At 39.7% G+C, this 17,075-nt stretch carries 10 protein-coding genes; 6 read left to right on the top strand and 4 right to left on the bottom strand.

The window, feature by feature from the left end:
- Positions 1–123: 123 nt before the first annotated feature.
- Complete coding sequence (locus VOI17_RS02655) at positions 124–2,595, bottom strand: alpha/beta hydrolase family protein (protein ID WP_323755683.1); 2,472 nt, start codon at positions 2,593–2,595, stop codon at positions 124–126.
- 281 nt (positions 2,596–2,876) lie between these two features.
- On the opposite strand from VOI17_RS02655, the gene VOI17_RS02650 reads away from it, so the two are divergent.
- Complete coding sequence (locus VOI17_RS02650; RefSeq protein WP_323755682.1) at positions 2,877–3,254, top strand: BlaI/MecI/CopY family transcriptional regulator; 378 nt, start codon at positions 2,877–2,879, stop codon at positions 3,252–3,254.
- The gene (locus VOI17_RS02645) at positions 3,251–5,761 is read left to right on the top strand and encodes a M56 family metallopeptidase (RefSeq protein ID WP_323755681.1); all 2,511 of its coding nucleotides are present in this window, start codon (positions 3,251–3,253) and stop codon (positions 5,759–5,761) included. The genes VOI17_RS02650 and VOI17_RS02645 overlap by 4 nt, the downstream gene beginning before the upstream one ends.
- A 201-nt stretch (positions 5,762–5,962) precedes the next feature.
- Here the strand turns inward: VOI17_RS02645 and VOI17_RS02640 are convergent, their stop codons facing one another.
- Both VOI17_RS02640 and VOI17_RS02635 read right to left on the bottom strand, forming a co-directional pair.
- Positions 5,963–6,643, bottom strand: a complete 681-nt coding sequence (locus VOI17_RS02640) for a response regulator transcription factor (RefSeq protein WP_323755680.1) — start codon at positions 6,641–6,643, stop codon at positions 5,963–5,965.
- Entirely contained in the window at positions 6,640–8,145 is a 1,506-nt protein-coding gene (locus VOI17_RS02635; protein WP_323755679.1) for a HAMP domain-containing sensor histidine kinase, read from the bottom strand. The genes VOI17_RS02640 and VOI17_RS02635 overlap by 4 nt, the downstream gene beginning before the upstream one ends.
- Positions 8,146–8,262: 117 nt before the next feature.
- Between VOI17_RS02635 and VOI17_RS02630 the strand changes: the two genes are divergently transcribed.
- From VOI17_RS02630 to VOI17_RS02620, 3 genes are all read left to right on the top strand, one after another.
- The gene (locus VOI17_RS02630; RefSeq protein WP_323755678.1) at positions 8,263–9,108 is read left to right on the top strand and encodes a GLPGLI family protein; all 846 of its coding nucleotides are present in this window, start codon (positions 8,263–8,265) and stop codon (positions 9,106–9,108) included.
- A gap of 33 nt (positions 9,109–9,141) precedes the next feature.
- On the top strand, positions 9,142–11,835 hold the full coding sequence (locus tag VOI17_RS02625; RefSeq protein ID WP_323755677.1) for a carboxypeptidase-like regulatory domain-containing protein: 2,694 nt from the start codon (positions 9,142–9,144) through the stop codon (positions 11,833–11,835).
- Between the two features lie 363 nt (positions 11,836–12,198).
- On the top strand, positions 12,199–12,543 hold the full coding sequence (locus VOI17_RS02620) for a hypothetical protein (protein WP_323755676.1): 345 nt from the start codon (positions 12,199–12,201) through the stop codon (positions 12,541–12,543).
- 2 nt (positions 12,544–12,545) lie between these two features.
- Here VOI17_RS02620 and VOI17_RS02615 read toward each other — a convergent pair whose 3' ends face one another.
- Positions 12,546–14,945, bottom strand: coding sequence for an ABC transporter permease (locus VOI17_RS02615; protein WP_323755675.1), 2,400 nt, complete (start codon positions 14,943–14,945; stop codon positions 12,546–12,548).
- Between the two features lie 645 nt (positions 14,946–15,590).
- Between VOI17_RS02615 and VOI17_RS02610 the strand changes: the two genes are divergently transcribed.
- Entirely contained in the window at positions 15,591–16,946 is a 1,356-nt protein-coding gene (locus VOI17_RS02610) for a sigma-54 dependent transcriptional regulator (protein ID WP_323755674.1), read from the top strand.
- Positions 16,947–17,075: the final 129 nt, after the last annotated feature.

The following is a 17,075-nucleotide window of genomic DNA, read 5'->3' as shown; positions in this document are numbered from 1 at the left end:
ATAACAGTAAGTCTTGAATGTGATTGCTAACCTAAAATATATTGAATTTTACCCTTGTTAACCCCAAACAAAAAAACCGCACCCTTTCGAGTGCGGTTAGTTGTTTCAGTATTTGTATATCAATTACTTCTTACTGTTGATGGCTGCGCTTTCTGGGCTAGTTTTTCCATTTTTTACGTGGGTTTCTAACCAAGAATCCATTTCCCAAAGCATATGCATAATCGATTCTTTTGCGCGGTAGCCGTGGCTTTCGTGAGGTAACATTACCAAACGCGAAGTACCGCCATGCCCTTTAATGGCATTGTAAAAACGAATACTCTGGATTGGGAAAGTACCTGAATTATTATCGGCCTCACCATGAATCAAAAGCAATGGTTCATTCACTTTATCGGCATTCATAAATGGCGACATGGTGTTGTAAAGATCAGGGTCTTCCCAATAAGTACGCTCTTCTCTTTGGAAGCCAAATGGAGTTAAGGTTCTATTATAAGCACCACTTCGGGCAATTCCGGCTGCAAATAAATCAGAATGCGCCAAAAGGTTGGCCGTCATAAAGGCGCCATAAGAATGGCCTCCTACTGCAAACTTGTTGCGGTCGCCTACACCCATTTCTACCGCTTTGTCAATCGCTGCTTCTGCATTCATCACCAATTGCTCTACGAAAGTATCATTCGGCTCATTTTCACCTTCACCAATAATAGGAAACTCAGTGCCATCCATTACGGCATAACCGCGAAGCACCCAAAACAAAGGAGAACCAGAACTTACTCTTGTGAAAGAATAAGGTGTGCCTCTAATTTGTGAAGCCGTTTCTACCGACTTGTACTCAATTGGATATGCCCACATGATCACTGGCAAACGCCCATCTCGGTCTTTGTCGTAACCCGCTGGAGTATACAAAGTAGCACTTAGGTTGACGCCATCTTTCCTTTGGTACTTTACAATCTCCTTGTTAATGTTCATTAATGAAGGTTGTGGATGAGGGAATTCGGTGATCGCCTTCATTGTGCCTTTTTTCAAGTCACGGATGTAATAGTTTGGTGGCTCTTTCTCCGACTCACGAATGGTGACAATCATATCTCCTTTATTAGAAAGTAAATCCGTTACTCTTTCGTAATAAGGCGCTTCAGACCTGAAAAGGATTTCTGCCTTTTTGGTTTTTGTGTTGAACTTGCTCAAAAACGGTCTGTCTCCTTCTGGTGAACCGCCCGTACTGCGCATAAACAAATTGTCTTTGTCAAACAAAAGCACGTTCCAACCATATTGATTTTTCGTCATTACTGGATTTCCAGGGTCGTTATAACGATCGGTGGTAGCGCGGTCAATCAACACCTGACCAGGAGTATTAGGTTTAGAAGGATCAATCAAAGTAGCTCTGTCTAAGCGTTGCGCCCACCAGCCTTCATTTAATATGGCACGATTCTCATCGCCCCACTGAATGCCAGAGTAGCGTAAACTAGTACCCAAAAGCTTGGTTGGGTTTCCGTTAAACGGAGCGCTTTGCATGTACACAATGTCACGCTCTTTTACTTCTTTGTTCGGATCGCCACCATCGTTGGCCACTGCCCAGTATAAAGTGTTTGGTTTATCCGCTCTCCAGTTCATGCTTCTTGCACCCAATCTTGTGGCATCAAAACCATTCGGACGAACTTCATCCAAATCAATTTCGGCCATTACTTTCACCAAACTTCCGGTAGTACTCCATACTTCGTAATGAAAAGGAAAACGAGAGGCAGGCACCAAATAAGAAAATGGTTTCTGAATGGTTTGCACCAACATGTATTGGCCGTCAGGCGAAATATTCACCGACTTAATAATATCTGGCTGCCCTACTTTTTGACTATTTCCATTCATGTCAATCTTTCTCAACTGAACCATGGTATAGTATTCGAAAAGCATTTCGTCATAGGGGTTTTCGAGTAAATCCTGATAAGTTCTTGAAGCGGCAAGCGCACCAGAAGTTTCTTGAAGTACTGGTCCGGTTGGCGCCAAAGGTCTTTTCGGCTGCGGGCCTCGGTTGTCTATCACCGTGCTTGCCAATAAGGAGTTATTATCTGGCATCCATTCGTAGGCGCCTACATATGCATTGTTGATGATTTCACCCGTCAGTTTTTTGGCTGATTTGCTGCTTACATTTGCTACCCAAAGCTCAATCCCGTTTTCGGTGGTATTGGTAAAAGCAATTTTACTTTCGTCCATCGACCAGCTTACATTGCCAATTTGAGGTTTGCTTGGCATTCCTGAAAACTGAAATTCTTGGCCTGAAGCGATGTTCTTCAAGCTCAAGCCTGTCATAAAGCTTTCTCTGCTTGGTCCGTTGGTGGCAGGATTAATTCTTGTTCCGCCAATTCTCAGTTCTGGCGCGGCTACTTCTTCAATGGAAGGGTAACCCGGTCTTTCCATCAGCAACATCCATTCTGCTTTGGAGTCAATATTTACCGATGGCGTTGAAGGCGCATCAATAAGTTTGGCAATTTCTTCTGGAGGTCTTTGGTAGCCCAAATTTGTGTCCTGCGCCTGCATCGAACCGAAGTTCAATAACAGCGCTAAGACCAGAAGCCCTGTGAATCGTTTTAAACTCTTCTGTAGTTTCATCTTAATGGTCGGTTTAGTGGTTAATGAAATTAAACATTCCTATCATGCTAAATACAGATCATTAATATAATTGTTCTAAAAATATGATGAGAGGAAAGGGTTTTCACATTTTTGGTAGAAATCCGCTGAAAAGACACCACGCATTCAATTGATATACGAAATAATTCGTAACAAAATTTGCATTTACGAAATCGTTCGTATATGTTTGATACGAAACTTGTCGTAGATCATAAAGATTTACTTCAGCAGGGTCAAAACTTCAAGACAAAAACGGACGCAACATGACACAAAAACCCACCGAATCGGAATTAGATATACTCAGAGTGCTTTGGCAAAAAGGCCCAAGTACGGTAAGGGAAGTCAATGAAATACTCAGTCAGGAAAAGGAAACTGGTTATACCACTACTTTAAAACTGATGCAGATTATGGCGCAAAAAGGCATTGTCACTAGAGACGAATCGTCTCGCACCCATGTGTACAAGCCCGCCATTGAGCAGAAAAATGTACAACATACTTTACTCAATAAATTGGTCGATGCCGCTTTTAGCGGTTCCGCCTCGCAATTGGTCATGCAGGCATTGGGGCAAGGAAAAACCTCGAAAGCAGAGCTCGAAGAAATCAAAAAACTCATTGAACAACTAGAAGGAGAACAAAAATGAAAGGATTCATCAACCCACAATGGGCCGAAGCCTTAGGCTTAACCCTATTCGATTCGCTTTGGCAAGGTGCCTTAGTGCTCATCGCCAGTTTTGTTGTTTTGCTTTTTATGAGGAAAGCTTCGCCCGCAAAACGTTATACTGTAGTGTTGGTGGCCATTCTTATTCTGCCCCTCCTTTCTATAGTTACTTTCACACAACACTTCGATACAACTTACGCTATTACACCCGTTGCTAACTCAATCAGCTCCGACAACTCAGCTCTTTTCTCGTTGGACTTAAGTGAAACTTTCAACACTCCCGAGCAAGCAGCAGCTCCTCTCACCTTTATAGCCAAATGGAAAGCATGGACGTCACAAAACGCCAACATGGCCTTAGTGATTTGGCTTTTGGGCGCCTTCTTATTCACAGTCAGAATGTTAGGCGGTTTCTATTTTCTAAATCGCTTAAAATCTAAAGCTTCTCCTATTGTAGACTCTGCTTGGTTAGAGAAAATGAGCGTCCTTTGTAAGTCGTTGAAAATAAAGGGGAAAGTGCTTTTAAAACACTCTGAAAGGGTTTCTTCTCCATTGGTCATGGGGGTGATTAAGCCTGTCATTATTTTCCCAATGGGGCTAATCCAAGCCCTCCCTACCGATGAAATAGAGGCCATTTTGGTACATGAATTGGCCCACATCAAACGAAAAGATTTTCTTATCAACATAGTTATCAACCTGTTGCATGTGGTGTACTTTTTCCACCCCGCTTTTTGGTGGCTCAAAACACAACTCGATGCCGAAAGAGAATACCATTGCGATGATATTGCCCTAAATCAATTGGGTAAAAAGCTCACCCTCATCAGGGCCTTGACCAATGCGTCTGAATTTCAAGGACATAAATTTCAACCTGCTTTGGCCTTTGCCGGAAAGAAGAATCAATTGTTGAATAGAGTGAAGCGCATTGTATATCACAAACCACAAATGAACTGGTTGAGTGGCTTCATGTCTTTAGGAATTCTGGTATTGAGTTTTGCGCTTATGAGTCAGAATGCAAAGCAAGAAGACAAACCGTCAATGGCCGACCTGCAAGAAGACGATATCGAAAACTTGATGCAGGAACCAGCCCTTCAAGACACCACCAAGGTGAACAAAGCCATTTTAGAATTATTAAACCCAAACTCTAAAGTGACGGTGAAAACCGATGCTTCGGGTAAGGTTAGCTCGATCATGAATGACAAAACAGAAATCACTGGCCAAGAGTTTGAAGCCTATAAAGCCGCTTACAATCAAATCCATAAGTTTTCTGAAGAACGCCAAAAAACCAAAGAAGAGCTTCAAGAACTAGCAGAAATGGTGAATGTCAAAAACAGAAAAATTGATGTGGTGCTGAAAGCCAGAGATATTGCTAATGCCAAAAAAGCGAAAGAATACAATCAAAGAATTGACGAAGAGCTTGAAAAAAGGGCACAACAGCATTCAGAAGAAATGGCTAAGGTTGAAACAAAAAAGGCTCAGAATGAAGTGAATATTGCTCGCATTCGCGCTGAAACAAGAAAAGTGGAGCGAGAGATTCCGCAAACTCAAGTAGCCTTGAAAGAACTGGAGAAACAATTGAAAGCTTCTGGAAAAACTGACACGGCCCTCGTGAACCAATACAAAAAACAACTGGACGAATTAAATGAACACTGGAGAACTCTAAACTCTTATTCAAGCAACCTCAGAAAGTATGAAAATGAAGTAAATCAGTATTTGGAAAAAATGAATAGCTCTATTGACTTTTCAGCTCCCAAAATACGGTATCAGTTTATGGGCAAAATTCTAGGCGAAGAGGAAATGGGTCAGTATAAACTGGCTGGCCTTAGGGTTTCAGAAATAATAGAAGACTACCCAATATATGATGAAAAAGAGCAAAAGGAAATAAAAGTTAAGTTGGTGAAACTTGGAAAACTACAAGCAAACAGTGAACAAAATAAGGACACTTTAGATGTCTATTTTCGTCAACCCAATAATACAGTAATTCGCCCTAGAGCCGATGATGTGACAATATATTATGTGATTGATGGGGAATTAAAGAAAGACTTTAACCCTAATAATATTGACCCAAGTCAAATCGAAACGCTAAGCGTTATTAAATCTAAATCAACAGTCATTGATACCTACCCAGAACTTAAAGATTCTAACCCCGCATTGATAATAATCCAAACTAAAAAAGGGTCAAAAAAATCGACATCTGGAATTACCATGAGATCTCCGTTCAAACCTAGTTACCTAGATTTTTCCACTGTGAATTTTGATGATGAAATCGACAACTCTCAAAGGACCAACTTTACTATAAAAAGACTTGAAGAGGACAACGCCATCATAGAAATCGATGGGGAGTTAAAACCTGACATGACTGTTGATCAGATAAAAGCGCTTGATTTAATGAATGTAAAAAGCATTCAAATCATCAAAAACGACAAGATGTATGAGTACCACAAAAAGCGTAAGTTGAAGGGTTACGATGCGCTGATTAGAATAGTGACGAAGTAAATCTCCATGATTTGTCTTTCTATGAGAGTTACTCTGAGGTAGGAGGTATTCAAAAGAACTACTAGTTAACGCTAGCACAAATTTCTCCTCCTTAGTGAAGGAGGCTGGGAGGATTGTAACGAAACATTAGAACTCTTTGCTGAAATCATCTAATCCCCCAACCCCCTTTTCAAAAAAGGGGGAGGATTTGAGAACATTTTTTCAACACACCAGCTTATAGCCATACCCCCGAACATTCAGGATTTCCACGGTGTCGTCTTCGCTTAGTTTTTTGCGAAGTTTAGTAATGAAAACGTCCATGCTTCGGGCATTGAAAAAGTCGTCATTGCCCCAGAGTTGGGTGAGAATCAAACTTCTGTCCGTTACAGCATTTCTGTTTTCACTCAAGTGAAAAAGCAGTTGCGCCTCGCGGTGCGTTAAGGTCTGTTCCTTATCGCCCAACCCTAATTTTTGTTTCGAAAGGTTGAAGCGATATTTACCAATATTGATTTCTTCCGAAGATTCTCGTTTTCTCTTTCGGTCTAAAAGCGCATGAATCCGAACGATCAGTTCTTCCATGCTAAAGGGTTTTTTCAAATAATCATTTCCACCCAAACCAAAGCCTTCCACCACATCTTCTGTTCTAGATTTAGAGGTGAGGAAAATGACAGGGATTTTCTCGTTTTCAGCCCTAATTTCTTTGACGAGCGTAAAGCCATCCTTCTTGGGCATCATTACATCCAGCACCAATAATTCAGGCTTCTCTGTACGATAAGTATTTAAGGCTTGCTCTCCGTTGGTGCAAAAAAGCACATCGAAACCTCGGGTTTCTAGGCTTTCCTTAATGATGGTGCCCAATGCCGTTTCATCTTCGGCCAATAATATTTTGATTTTATCCGTCATGAAAAGGCCACTTCAAAACTGGTCAATTGGGGCTTCAGAACTAGATCAATCGAGCCTCCGTGTTTCTCAATTATCTTTCGGGTATAGTAAAGGCCAATCCCAAAACCTTTCACATCGTGTTGATTACCTGTAGGAATTCGATAGAATTTGTCAAACACCCTTTCCTTTTGACTCTTCTCTATAAAACCGCCATTGTCCTGAACGATCACTTGAGCACGTGTGCCTAGTTGTGTCAAAATTACCTGAATTTCATTACCTCCATATTTTATGGCATTGTCTACCAAGTTTGAGAGGGCATTTTCCAAGTGAAAAGGATCAGCTTCAATAACCACATCGGAAGTGGGTGATACAAAATCAATTTGCTTAAATCCCGCCAGCATTTTATACTTCTCAATCATGGAGGAAAGTAACTGCGTTAGGTTTACGGGCTCCTTTCTCAAGCTCAGTTCATCGCTATCGAGTGTGGCCGTTTCCAGCAGCTTCTCCACCATCAGGTTGAGTTTCTTCAACTGGTCATTCGACATGTCTAAATACTTGGCGGTCTTTTCTGGGTCGTTTTGCTGATTGAAATTCGCAATGCCTTCAAGGGCCGATGTGACGGTGGCAATTGGGGTTTTAAATTCGTGGGTGATATTGCTGATCAGGTCGTTCTTAATTTCTGCCAAATGTTTTTGCTGATTGATTATTTTATAGAGGTATAACAGCGAACCAATAACCGAAATCGAAATGAGTAGTGAAATCAATAAATCCACCATTCCCCTTTTCAGAATAATTATAGAGGCATTATCGAAATACATCTTGAGCTCCTTTTTGGGCAAATAGCTGGCCTTTGAAAGCGTGGAAAGCGAAAACTCATCATCGCCAAACGCTCTAGACCGATCAACAATCTCATCGTTATGCAAAGAGGCAAAAGCGAAATCAATGTTTATTTTCTTTCGACCCAATTCCTTCTTTACATACTTGGTTAAGTTTTCAAAATCGATGGAATCTTGCACCATCGAAATCATAATTTTGGTGGTGAAGGCTTCTAACTCATTCAGCCTGTTAGAAGGAATGGTGTCTTTTGATATCGAAATATTCTTTATCGCAGCCGTATTATTGAGTTTAGCAATTCCTCGCAAGTGTACATTTGAATCTCCTTTCCCAGTACTCCTAAAAGTCACACCACCAAATGAAGTATCTGAACTAAAGGCCGTATTGGTTGAAAACTGAAATCTTTTGAGAGAATCATTAGATTTTCCTTCAATACTATTTTGAAAGAACGCCTTGATTTCACTGGTATCAAAAGCACCACTATCGCTTCTATCCAGAAATACAAAGCTTTTGGCCAAAGAGGAAAAATAACCCTCCACTCCGTTGTCTAAGGCTACTTGCACATCGTTGATAAATCGCTGTTTGTTCAGGTTATAATTCTGAACATTTCTATACACCTGAATGCCCACAGTAATAAGTACCGTAAAGGAAATCAGATAGATAATAGCCTTGAACTTGCGTTTTTTCACAGTTCAAATATACGCATTCGTAATACCCGAGCATCAAAGGTTAACACTCGTTAACACTGGTTAACTATTGGTTTGCATGAATAGAAGTTTGTTTGTATTCCATAAAACAGATCAAAAATGAAAAAGCTCAAAAAAACAATCATGCTCATGTTGGGCATTCTAACAGCAGGAACGCTCACCTTAAATGCTCAGAACTTTCAAGGCATTGCTACCTACCAATCTGCCCGCAAAATGGGTAACATGAGTATTAAAGGAGACGGTATGTCGCCAGAAATGGAAAAGCAAATTCAAGAGAGCCTTAAAAAGCAAATGCAAAAAGAATATGAGTTGAAATTCAACTTAACTGAATCTACTTGGGCCGAAGTGGAAAGCCTTGAAGGAGGGCCTACATCAGCCTCAGCAGGAGGTATGGTAATGAGGTTTTCTTCTGGGGGAGGAACCAAGTACAAAAACACTGCCGAGAACCTTTTTTTAAACGAAACCGAAGTTTTTAGTAAACCCTTTTTGGTACAAAGTGAGCTAAAAAACCGCGAATGGCAATTGACCAACGAAACCAAGAAAATTGGGAATTACAACGCCCAAAAAGCCATTTTCAGTGAAATAGTAGAGCGCACGGTTATTTCATTTGACAATGATGATAAGGAATCAACCGTAACTTCCGATACCATCAATATAGAAGCTTGGTTTACGCCTGAAATCCCAGTGTCGCAAGGGCCTGATGACTTTTGGGGTCTGCCTGGCTTAATCATGGAAATCTCAGATGGTAAATTGACTTACCTCTGCACCAAAGTAATTCTAAATCCAGAAGAGGGTGTGAAAATCAAGAAACCATCAAAAGGTAAAAAAGTAACGCCTGAAGAGTTAAAGGTCATTCAGGACGAAAAAACTAAAGAGATGATGGAGAAATACAGCCAAGGTGGTGGAGATGGCAAAAGCTTCAAAATTAAAATAGGCGGTAATTAATTTTTTCGAACACAAAGGTCAAAAACTCACAACATGAAAAGAATAGGTTTAATTTTTTTGTTCACATTCCTATATGTGGCAATGCAGCAAGCTAATGCCCAACAGAAAGTGGTTTATCTTGGAGAGGTCAGGGATTCTTTAGGCCTACCACTTGAGTATGCCAATGTAATGGCCATGGACACCACCAAAAAAACCATCGCTTCGTTTGGGGTCACCAATAAGCAAGGTCAGTTCAAATTACTACTGGAAGACCAAAAGGTCTATCAGCTTAAAGTCAGTTTTATTGGCTTCGTGCCTTTTGAAAGGTATTTCACAGCCAAAGACACCCAATCTTTACCCGTTTCAATTCAGTTGAATAATGACGAAAGAAATTTGGGTGCCGTAGAAGTGGTGACCGAAATGCCCATTCTAATTCAGGGCGATACCATTACTTATAAAGCTGATGTATTCACGCAGGGCAACGAACGCAAACTGGAAGATGTGCTCAAGGATTTACCCGGTTTTGAAGTAGACGAAGACGGGCAAGTCAAGGTACAGGGCAGAAAGGTGAACAAACTTTTGATTGATGGTAAGGAGGCTTTTGATGGAGACACTAAGCTAATGACGAAAAACTTACCCGCAAAGGCTGTGGACAAAGTTCAGGTATTGCAGAATTTCAATGATGTTGGCCCTTTAAGTAATGTAAACAACAGTGAACAATTGGCATTGAACATTCAGCTCAAGGAAGATATGAAGAACATGGTCTTTGGTGATTTGGAACTTGCTGGAGGCCCCGAAGAAAGATATAAAGCACACGCCAACGTTTTCTATTACGATAAGAAAACGAACATCAACTTTATTGGTGACGCCAATAATGTAGGCGACTTGGCTTTTAGCATGAGCGACTACTTTAGGTTTAGTGGGGGCTTGGCGAGTTTGGCAGGCAGATCGGGTTCAAACTTCCGTGTAAGCTCCGACCAACTAGGAATTCCAATGGCAGAAAGAAACAGCGCGAAGGAGTTGAACAACCAATTGGGTGCACTCAATTTCAATTACACGCCTAGCAGTAAAATCAGATTTTCAGGTTTTGCTATTGGTTCTAAGGTGGACAACACTTTGGGTTCAATATCGGAGCGCCAGTATGTTTTGCAAACAGGAGAAACAGAAACGCTCACTACAGAATCAAATGTGCAGAGTACTTCTGGCTTGTTTAAATTAGGCATTACTTATTCGCCAAACGCAAGCTTGCAATTGGATTACAATGTGTTCTCTCGCCTTTCTAATATTGAAAATTCAGATCTTCAAAATTCGCTTTTCAATAATACTTCGAATGATATCAATAGCTTGAGCACACAGCAGCCATATTCTATTGAACAGCAGTTGAGAGCTTTTTATGCACCAGATGAAAAGAACGTTTTTTCGGCCGAAGTCACTTATAAGAGCCAAGAGCAAAATCCGACATACGACTTGTCGACTACACAAAGGCCTTTTGCTGCAATCATTCCGATGACGGACAACAGCCCTTACAACCTGCTTCAATTTAAAAATATAGGTACCGAACAAGCCGAAGCCGCCATTAACTATTACAGAATTCTGAACAATACAAACCACATCAACTTCAAACTTGGGGTGAACCAAACCAGTCAGGATTTAAGCTCCAGTATTATGGAAAGGCTCGACAACGGGACTACAAATGAGTTCAACGACCCCGACTTAAACAACTTGGTTGACTATAGTTTCAGTGATTATTATTTCGGGCTTTACTACAAAGTAAAGTTTGGAAAATTGGTCTTAAACCCTGGACTTAACCTGCACCAGTATGTCATCGAAAACCAGCAAAATGGAATCACTGAGGGGTTTGACAAAACGCTTTTACTTCCTTCCTTAACTGCGAAGTACAATTTCCGAAACTCGCATTCATTGAATCTTAATTATGGAGCTTCGGCCAGTTTTACCGATATTCAGAATGCAGCTAAAGGCATAATTGTGAGAAGTTATAACTCACTTTTTGCAGGAAACCCCGTGTTAGACAACAGTTGGTACCATAATTTGAACCTCAACTATTTCAACTTCAACATGTATAATTTCCTAAACGTGTCGGGAGGTTTGAGTTACCAAAAACGTTTTGACGACATCACAAACATTATAGATTTTAGTGGTTTAGAAAGGGTAAACACCCCTACGAATATTGATTTCGCAAATGAAAGCGTTTCGGGAAATGCAAGTATCGACAAACGCTTTGACCATTATCGCATAAGCCTTTCAGGTAACTGGTCGCGTTCTGTAACAAATAACCGAATTAGTGATCTTGCTAATGAGAATGTGAGCTTTCAGCAAGGCTATAAAGCTGGATTGTCTACCACCATTTTGAAAGCCTTAGAATTCAATTTTGGTTATGAGGTGTCTTTCAATAATTATACGGCCAGGAGCACCAGCAGTAAGTTCGAAAACCATAAGCCTACGGCACGTTTGATCTTGCGTTTCTTAAAGGATTTCCGCTTTGATACCGATTATGAATTTAACACTTATAAAAACACTTCTAACGGAACAAAAAGCACTTATGACCTGCTCAATGCCAAAATGAGTTACCGAAAAGAAGGCAGCAAATGGGAGTTTAAAACTACGGCCATGAACTTGCTGAACACTACGGGAATTAGAAGAGATTCATTTTCGGAAAGTTTGATTAGCACCTACGAATACTTCATTCAAAAACGTTACTTCTTGTTCTCAGTGAATTACGACTTATAATAGAATACAGTATATAAGATTACCACTAATGCCGCTCAATTTGGGCGGCATTTTTTATGCCTTCCTCATAACATCATTATTATCAAAATCTTATCGCATTTGGTACTCTTATGGCTTTATCCCGTGCAACAATGTTAACTGATCAATAATTTCTGCTATTTTTATAACTGAGTTTTTTTAATCAATACAGTCATGAAGCGTCTTCTTGTCAGCGCTGTTGCCAATACCCCAATGGTAAGCGAGACTATGGAAGGAAGATTTTGAAATCAAGAATAATTTTAAGTTGTTAAATTTAATAAGGACTTAATTTCTGAAGAATAAAATAGTACCATCAATGAAGAGAGTATTATTCAAGTTTTATGTATGAAAAACAAATTTAAAGTTGACTTGAGTATGCTTAAACGCATAGTTCAGGAAGATCAAAGCTTTTTGAAAGAGATGATTGAAGTTATTCTTTTGAACCTTCCATTAGAACTCAAAATCCTAAGTGAAAAAATAGCTGAATCAAACTGGGCTGAAGTAAGGAAAGTACTACATAAAATACGCCCAAGCACAGATTATTTAGGTATTCCTTTTCTTAGCGAAGCTCGAAAAGAAATACACGATCAGATAGAATCTGGTAATGTGAGTGAATCCACAAAACAGCTAATCCAAGATTTCACAACTGGAATGGCCTTGGCGTTGGATGACTTGAAAACATACACTTAGACTCATTCATACCTCAGGGTTTCTGATGGATTTTTTCGAGAGGTATACCATACAATAATACTAACAATGCTCAAGGTCAAGAGAATCGCTACGATCACAGAAATCACCATTGAAAAGACACTTACAGGAGCTTGATATGCAAAGTTTTCTGCCCATTTCTTAATGATAAAATAGGAAATAGGAGCAGAAATAACTCCTGCGAGAACAATAATTTTGAGTGTGTCAGAGAAAATGATTTGTATAATTTGGCGCGTCATAGCTCCAAGCACTTTTCGAATACCAATCTCTTTTCTTCGTTGATTCACATTGAAGGCAGAAAGCCCCGAGAGCCCTATTAATGAAACAAAAATGCACAGTATAGACATTGAAGTAATCAAAGTATTTTGGTTCTTGTCGGCTTCATATTGGTCTCGTAAACTTTGGTTTAAGAAAGAGTAGTCAAGCGGATAATTTAGGATAGTTTCCTCCCAAGTGCTTTTTATGCCTGCAATCAAATTTTCTTCATTTCCTTGCCTAAACCTTACAATCAAATGACTACCGGGCTGATTATTAAAAACAATCACCAAAGGTTCAATAGGGTTATGTAGTGAGAAAAAATTGAAATCGTTTACCACTCCAATTACTCTCCCAAACTCTTCTTGATGAAAGAAGCCCATTTTTTTATCAATTGGATCTTCCCAATTGAGCATTCTTGCCGCTGTTTCATTCACCACAAAATAAGCATTACCTCTAGTCTCATCCCCTCGGTAAAATCTGCCTTCTTTCAAGCTCATTCCAAAAGTCTCCAAATAATTGGCATCCCCTTGTAAGGTTTTGAATTCCTGCTGATGCATTTCTCCATCTTTTTCTACCATAAAAACAGTTTGGCCCACATCTGTGCCCGGTAAAAAATCGGAAGAGCTTACCGCTTCTATTTGTGGGTTCTGCTCAAACACTTCCTTTAATACCTTAAACTTGGTCTGTGTTAAACTATCCTGACTATTGATGACTAGAATTTGATCCTTGTCATAACCCAATTCTTTGTTTTGTAAGAAGTTCAGTTGGTCTTTCATCAGCAAAGTACCCGTGAGAACGCCAATTGAGATTATAAACTGAAAAAGCACTAAGCCCCTTCTAACCCAGTTGCCACTCCGGCTTGCAACCCAATTGCCCTTTAGGGCTTTCACTGGTTTTATTTTGGCCAAATAAAGCGCTGGATACAGTCCTGAAATCAAGCCTGTGCATATTACTAGCAATAGAATTAACCCAATCAGATCTGGCTGAGCAAACAAGTTGAAGGAAAAGCCAACGCCCAGCAGTGATTGAAAGCTTGAATATTCGATAAGCAACCAAGCCGTAATTACGCTCAAGATAAGCGCCACAGAAACCTGAACAACAGACTCGAAAAGCAGTGCCATTCTAAGGCTCAAGGCGTCTGAACCCAACACTTTTCTTATCCCAATTTCTCTAGCACGAAGTCCAGCACGGGCCGTTGATAAATTAATATAGTTGATACAAGCCAAGAAGAGAATAGACAATCCAATAATGGTAAAAACAACAAGGTTATTTGAATTTCCTTTCGGAAAATCATCTTCAATTTTAACCGTATCGTAATGGATGTCCACTAGTTTTTGAATGCGTAAAAAGTGCTCTCCATTAACAACTCTGCCAAAAGGCATATAATATTTTTCATTAAACGCTTTAAATTTTTCCAAAAACTTAGCTTTGTCAAAACCAGGCCTCATCAAAATATAGTTGGCGCAGTCAGGGTTCCATAGTGCTTCAGAATTAAATACGCCATCTTGAAAAGCAAACTCCCTCTGTGCGACTCCAGAAACAAGCACTTGAAATTTAAAGTGTGTGTTTTCGGGTTGATTCTTGAATACCCCCGTGACTTTAACATTCCTTCCGTCAATTTCTATGATTTGATTTATTGCTGAACCATCACCAAAAAGTCTTTGGCTCACATCCTTCGAAATAATAGTAGAAAGGGGCTCTGCTAAGGCAGATTTGGCATTTCCTTCTTCAAAATCTAGGGTAAAAATTTTTGTTGCATCTGGGTCTGTATAGAAAATATCGCTCTCCCTAAAAGTTTCATTTTGGAAAGTGATCTCCCTCGTGTTTGCAGGGCTAAACCTCGCGAAGGTTTCTATTTCTGGAAATTCCTCTGCCAACATTGGAGGTAATTCGTTGGCCGAAAATGCAGTATTGAATTCAACCCCAGGCGCCTTTATATGGTGGCTAAAACGATAAACCCTGTCTGCATTTACGTGGTACTGATCATAAGACAGCTCATTCTTTAAATAAAGCATCAGCCAAATGGAGGCTGTAATACCGAGCGTGAGTCCAAGAAGATTAAGAAGCGTAAAGAACTTATTTCTCCATAAAAACCGGAGTGTAAATTTTAAGTTGATGAAGTTCATTGTTTGTTGTTTTTGACCTATTGAATAAATCTACAACTAAAAATTAAGTTAAAAAGCGATTGGGATGATTTTCTTGTTACCGCTCCTTTATGCCAACCCTAAAGATGTGTTAAGAGGCTCGCCAGAAATACACTGGTATTTCAGACAAGCAGATAAATTAACACATTTTGAGAAAACTTGTGATGAGCTTTTCTGATATTAGAAAAGGAAACTATTACCGTGTGAAAGGGTTAAAACATCGATTAAAGCCAATAAACACACTAAAGCAGGCTCGAATTGATTCAAAACGGTATAGTACCTCTCAAATAGGATATGAACCAACCAGTTAATTAACGTTAAATTAATTTAAGAAACACAACCTTTCTCTTAAAAAAACGATCTTTGTATTAGAAATCAATGAGAAGTAGTAACCCTCAGATTTTAAAGAATTCGATCACAAACGTGTGGTCATCTTCATTAAGTTAGTAGTTTATTTGTTTAGTAACCCGAGGAGTAGTTAGCCTCGGGTTTTTTTATGCTCCATTTTGGATATCAAATGCTGTTTACTCAAAAAAAACTAACATCTTTTCAGGGTTTAAAAAGTATCTTTTTTTCGAAATAAAAAATTGCCATCGCAAGCTTAATTTCATTTTGTAAATTACCCACATGAATAAAGCCTCTTTTACCATTTTCGTAGTTGAAGATGATGAATGGTACCGAAAACTTATAGTTTATACCCTTGAGTTAAACCCAGATTATCGCGTGGTGGCCTTTGAAGATGGTAAATCCTTGATGGAAGCCCTCAAAGAAAAACCGCAAGTAATTACGTTAGATTATCGCTTGCCCGATACCAATGGCGAGGAACTTTTGAAAAAGATAAAGGAAGTGGCACCAGAAATTAAGGTGATCGTCATTTCTGAGCAAAGCGAAATCGATACTGCTGTGGAATTACTCAAAAATGGCGCTTACGATTACATCACCAAAACCAAAGACATTAAGGATAGGCTTCACAATGTAATCAAACACATTCGTGAGCATTCATCTCTGCAAGAAAGAATTGAGACCCTACAATCGGAAGTTGAAAAGAAATATGACTTCCAGAACTCCATTATAGGGCAAAGCGAACCATTAAAGAAAGTATTCGGACTCATTAAAAAAGCCACCATCACCAATATCTCTGTGATCATTAATGGAGAAACGGGTACAGGTAAAGAACTAGTGGCAAAGGCCGTTCATTATAATTCTGAGAAAAAAGAAAGCCCCTTTGTAGCCGTAAATATGAGTGCCATTCCAAAAGAATTGGCCGAAAGCGAACTCTTTGGTCATGAAAAAGGAGCATTTACTGGAGCGGCCAATCGCCACATCGGAAAGTTTGAACAGGCCAATGGCGGAACACTTTTTTTGGATGAGATGGGTGAGATGGACAAAACCCTTCAGGCCAAAATATTAAGGGCCCTTCAGGAAAAAGAAATTATCCGCGTTGGGGGAACAGACGTTGTAAAAATCAACTGTAGGATTGTAGCCGCTACCCACCGCGATTTGCTAGAGGAAGTTAAGGCAGGGAATTTTAGGGAAGATTTATATTATCGCCTTTTTGGATTAACCATCCACCTTCCTCCTTTGCGCGAACGCGGCAAAGACGTTATCGTTTTGGCCAAATACTTTATTGATGAATTCTGCAAGGAGAATGGCCTGGCTAAAAAGGTGCTTTCATCCGATGCTTCTAAAAAACTATTGGGTTATGGTTATCCTGGAAATATAAGGGAGCTGAAATCTGTAGTGGAGCTCTCGGTAGTAATGTCCGAAGGAGAAACAATTCACCCCGATGACATCACCTTCGGCACCAAAGATGTAATTGCTGAAATGTCTGGCGAAGAAATGAGTTTAAAAGAATACAACCAGCGTATTATCCAGTTGTATTTAAAAAATTATGATAACGACATTAAGCTTGTTGCCCAAAAATTAGACATCGGTCAATCTACCATTTACCGAATGCTCAAAGAAATTGAGGAAACAACTTAACCGAATCCCTTCAAATCTTATTCATTTTGACAAAAACGCTCTCAAAAGTAGAGCGTTTTTTATTTGTATACTTCTCATTATACTGATTAACAGCACTTTACAACACCTTCTAATATTGGTCTTGTTTTG

This window comes from Roseivirga sp. (genome assembly GCF_034669765.1).
Lineage (GTDB): Bacteria > Bacteroidota > Bacteroidia > Cytophagales > Cyclobacteriaceae > Roseivirga.
Note: the sequence above shows the minus strand (reverse complement) of the source record. Positions and strands in the feature narration are given on the sequence as shown.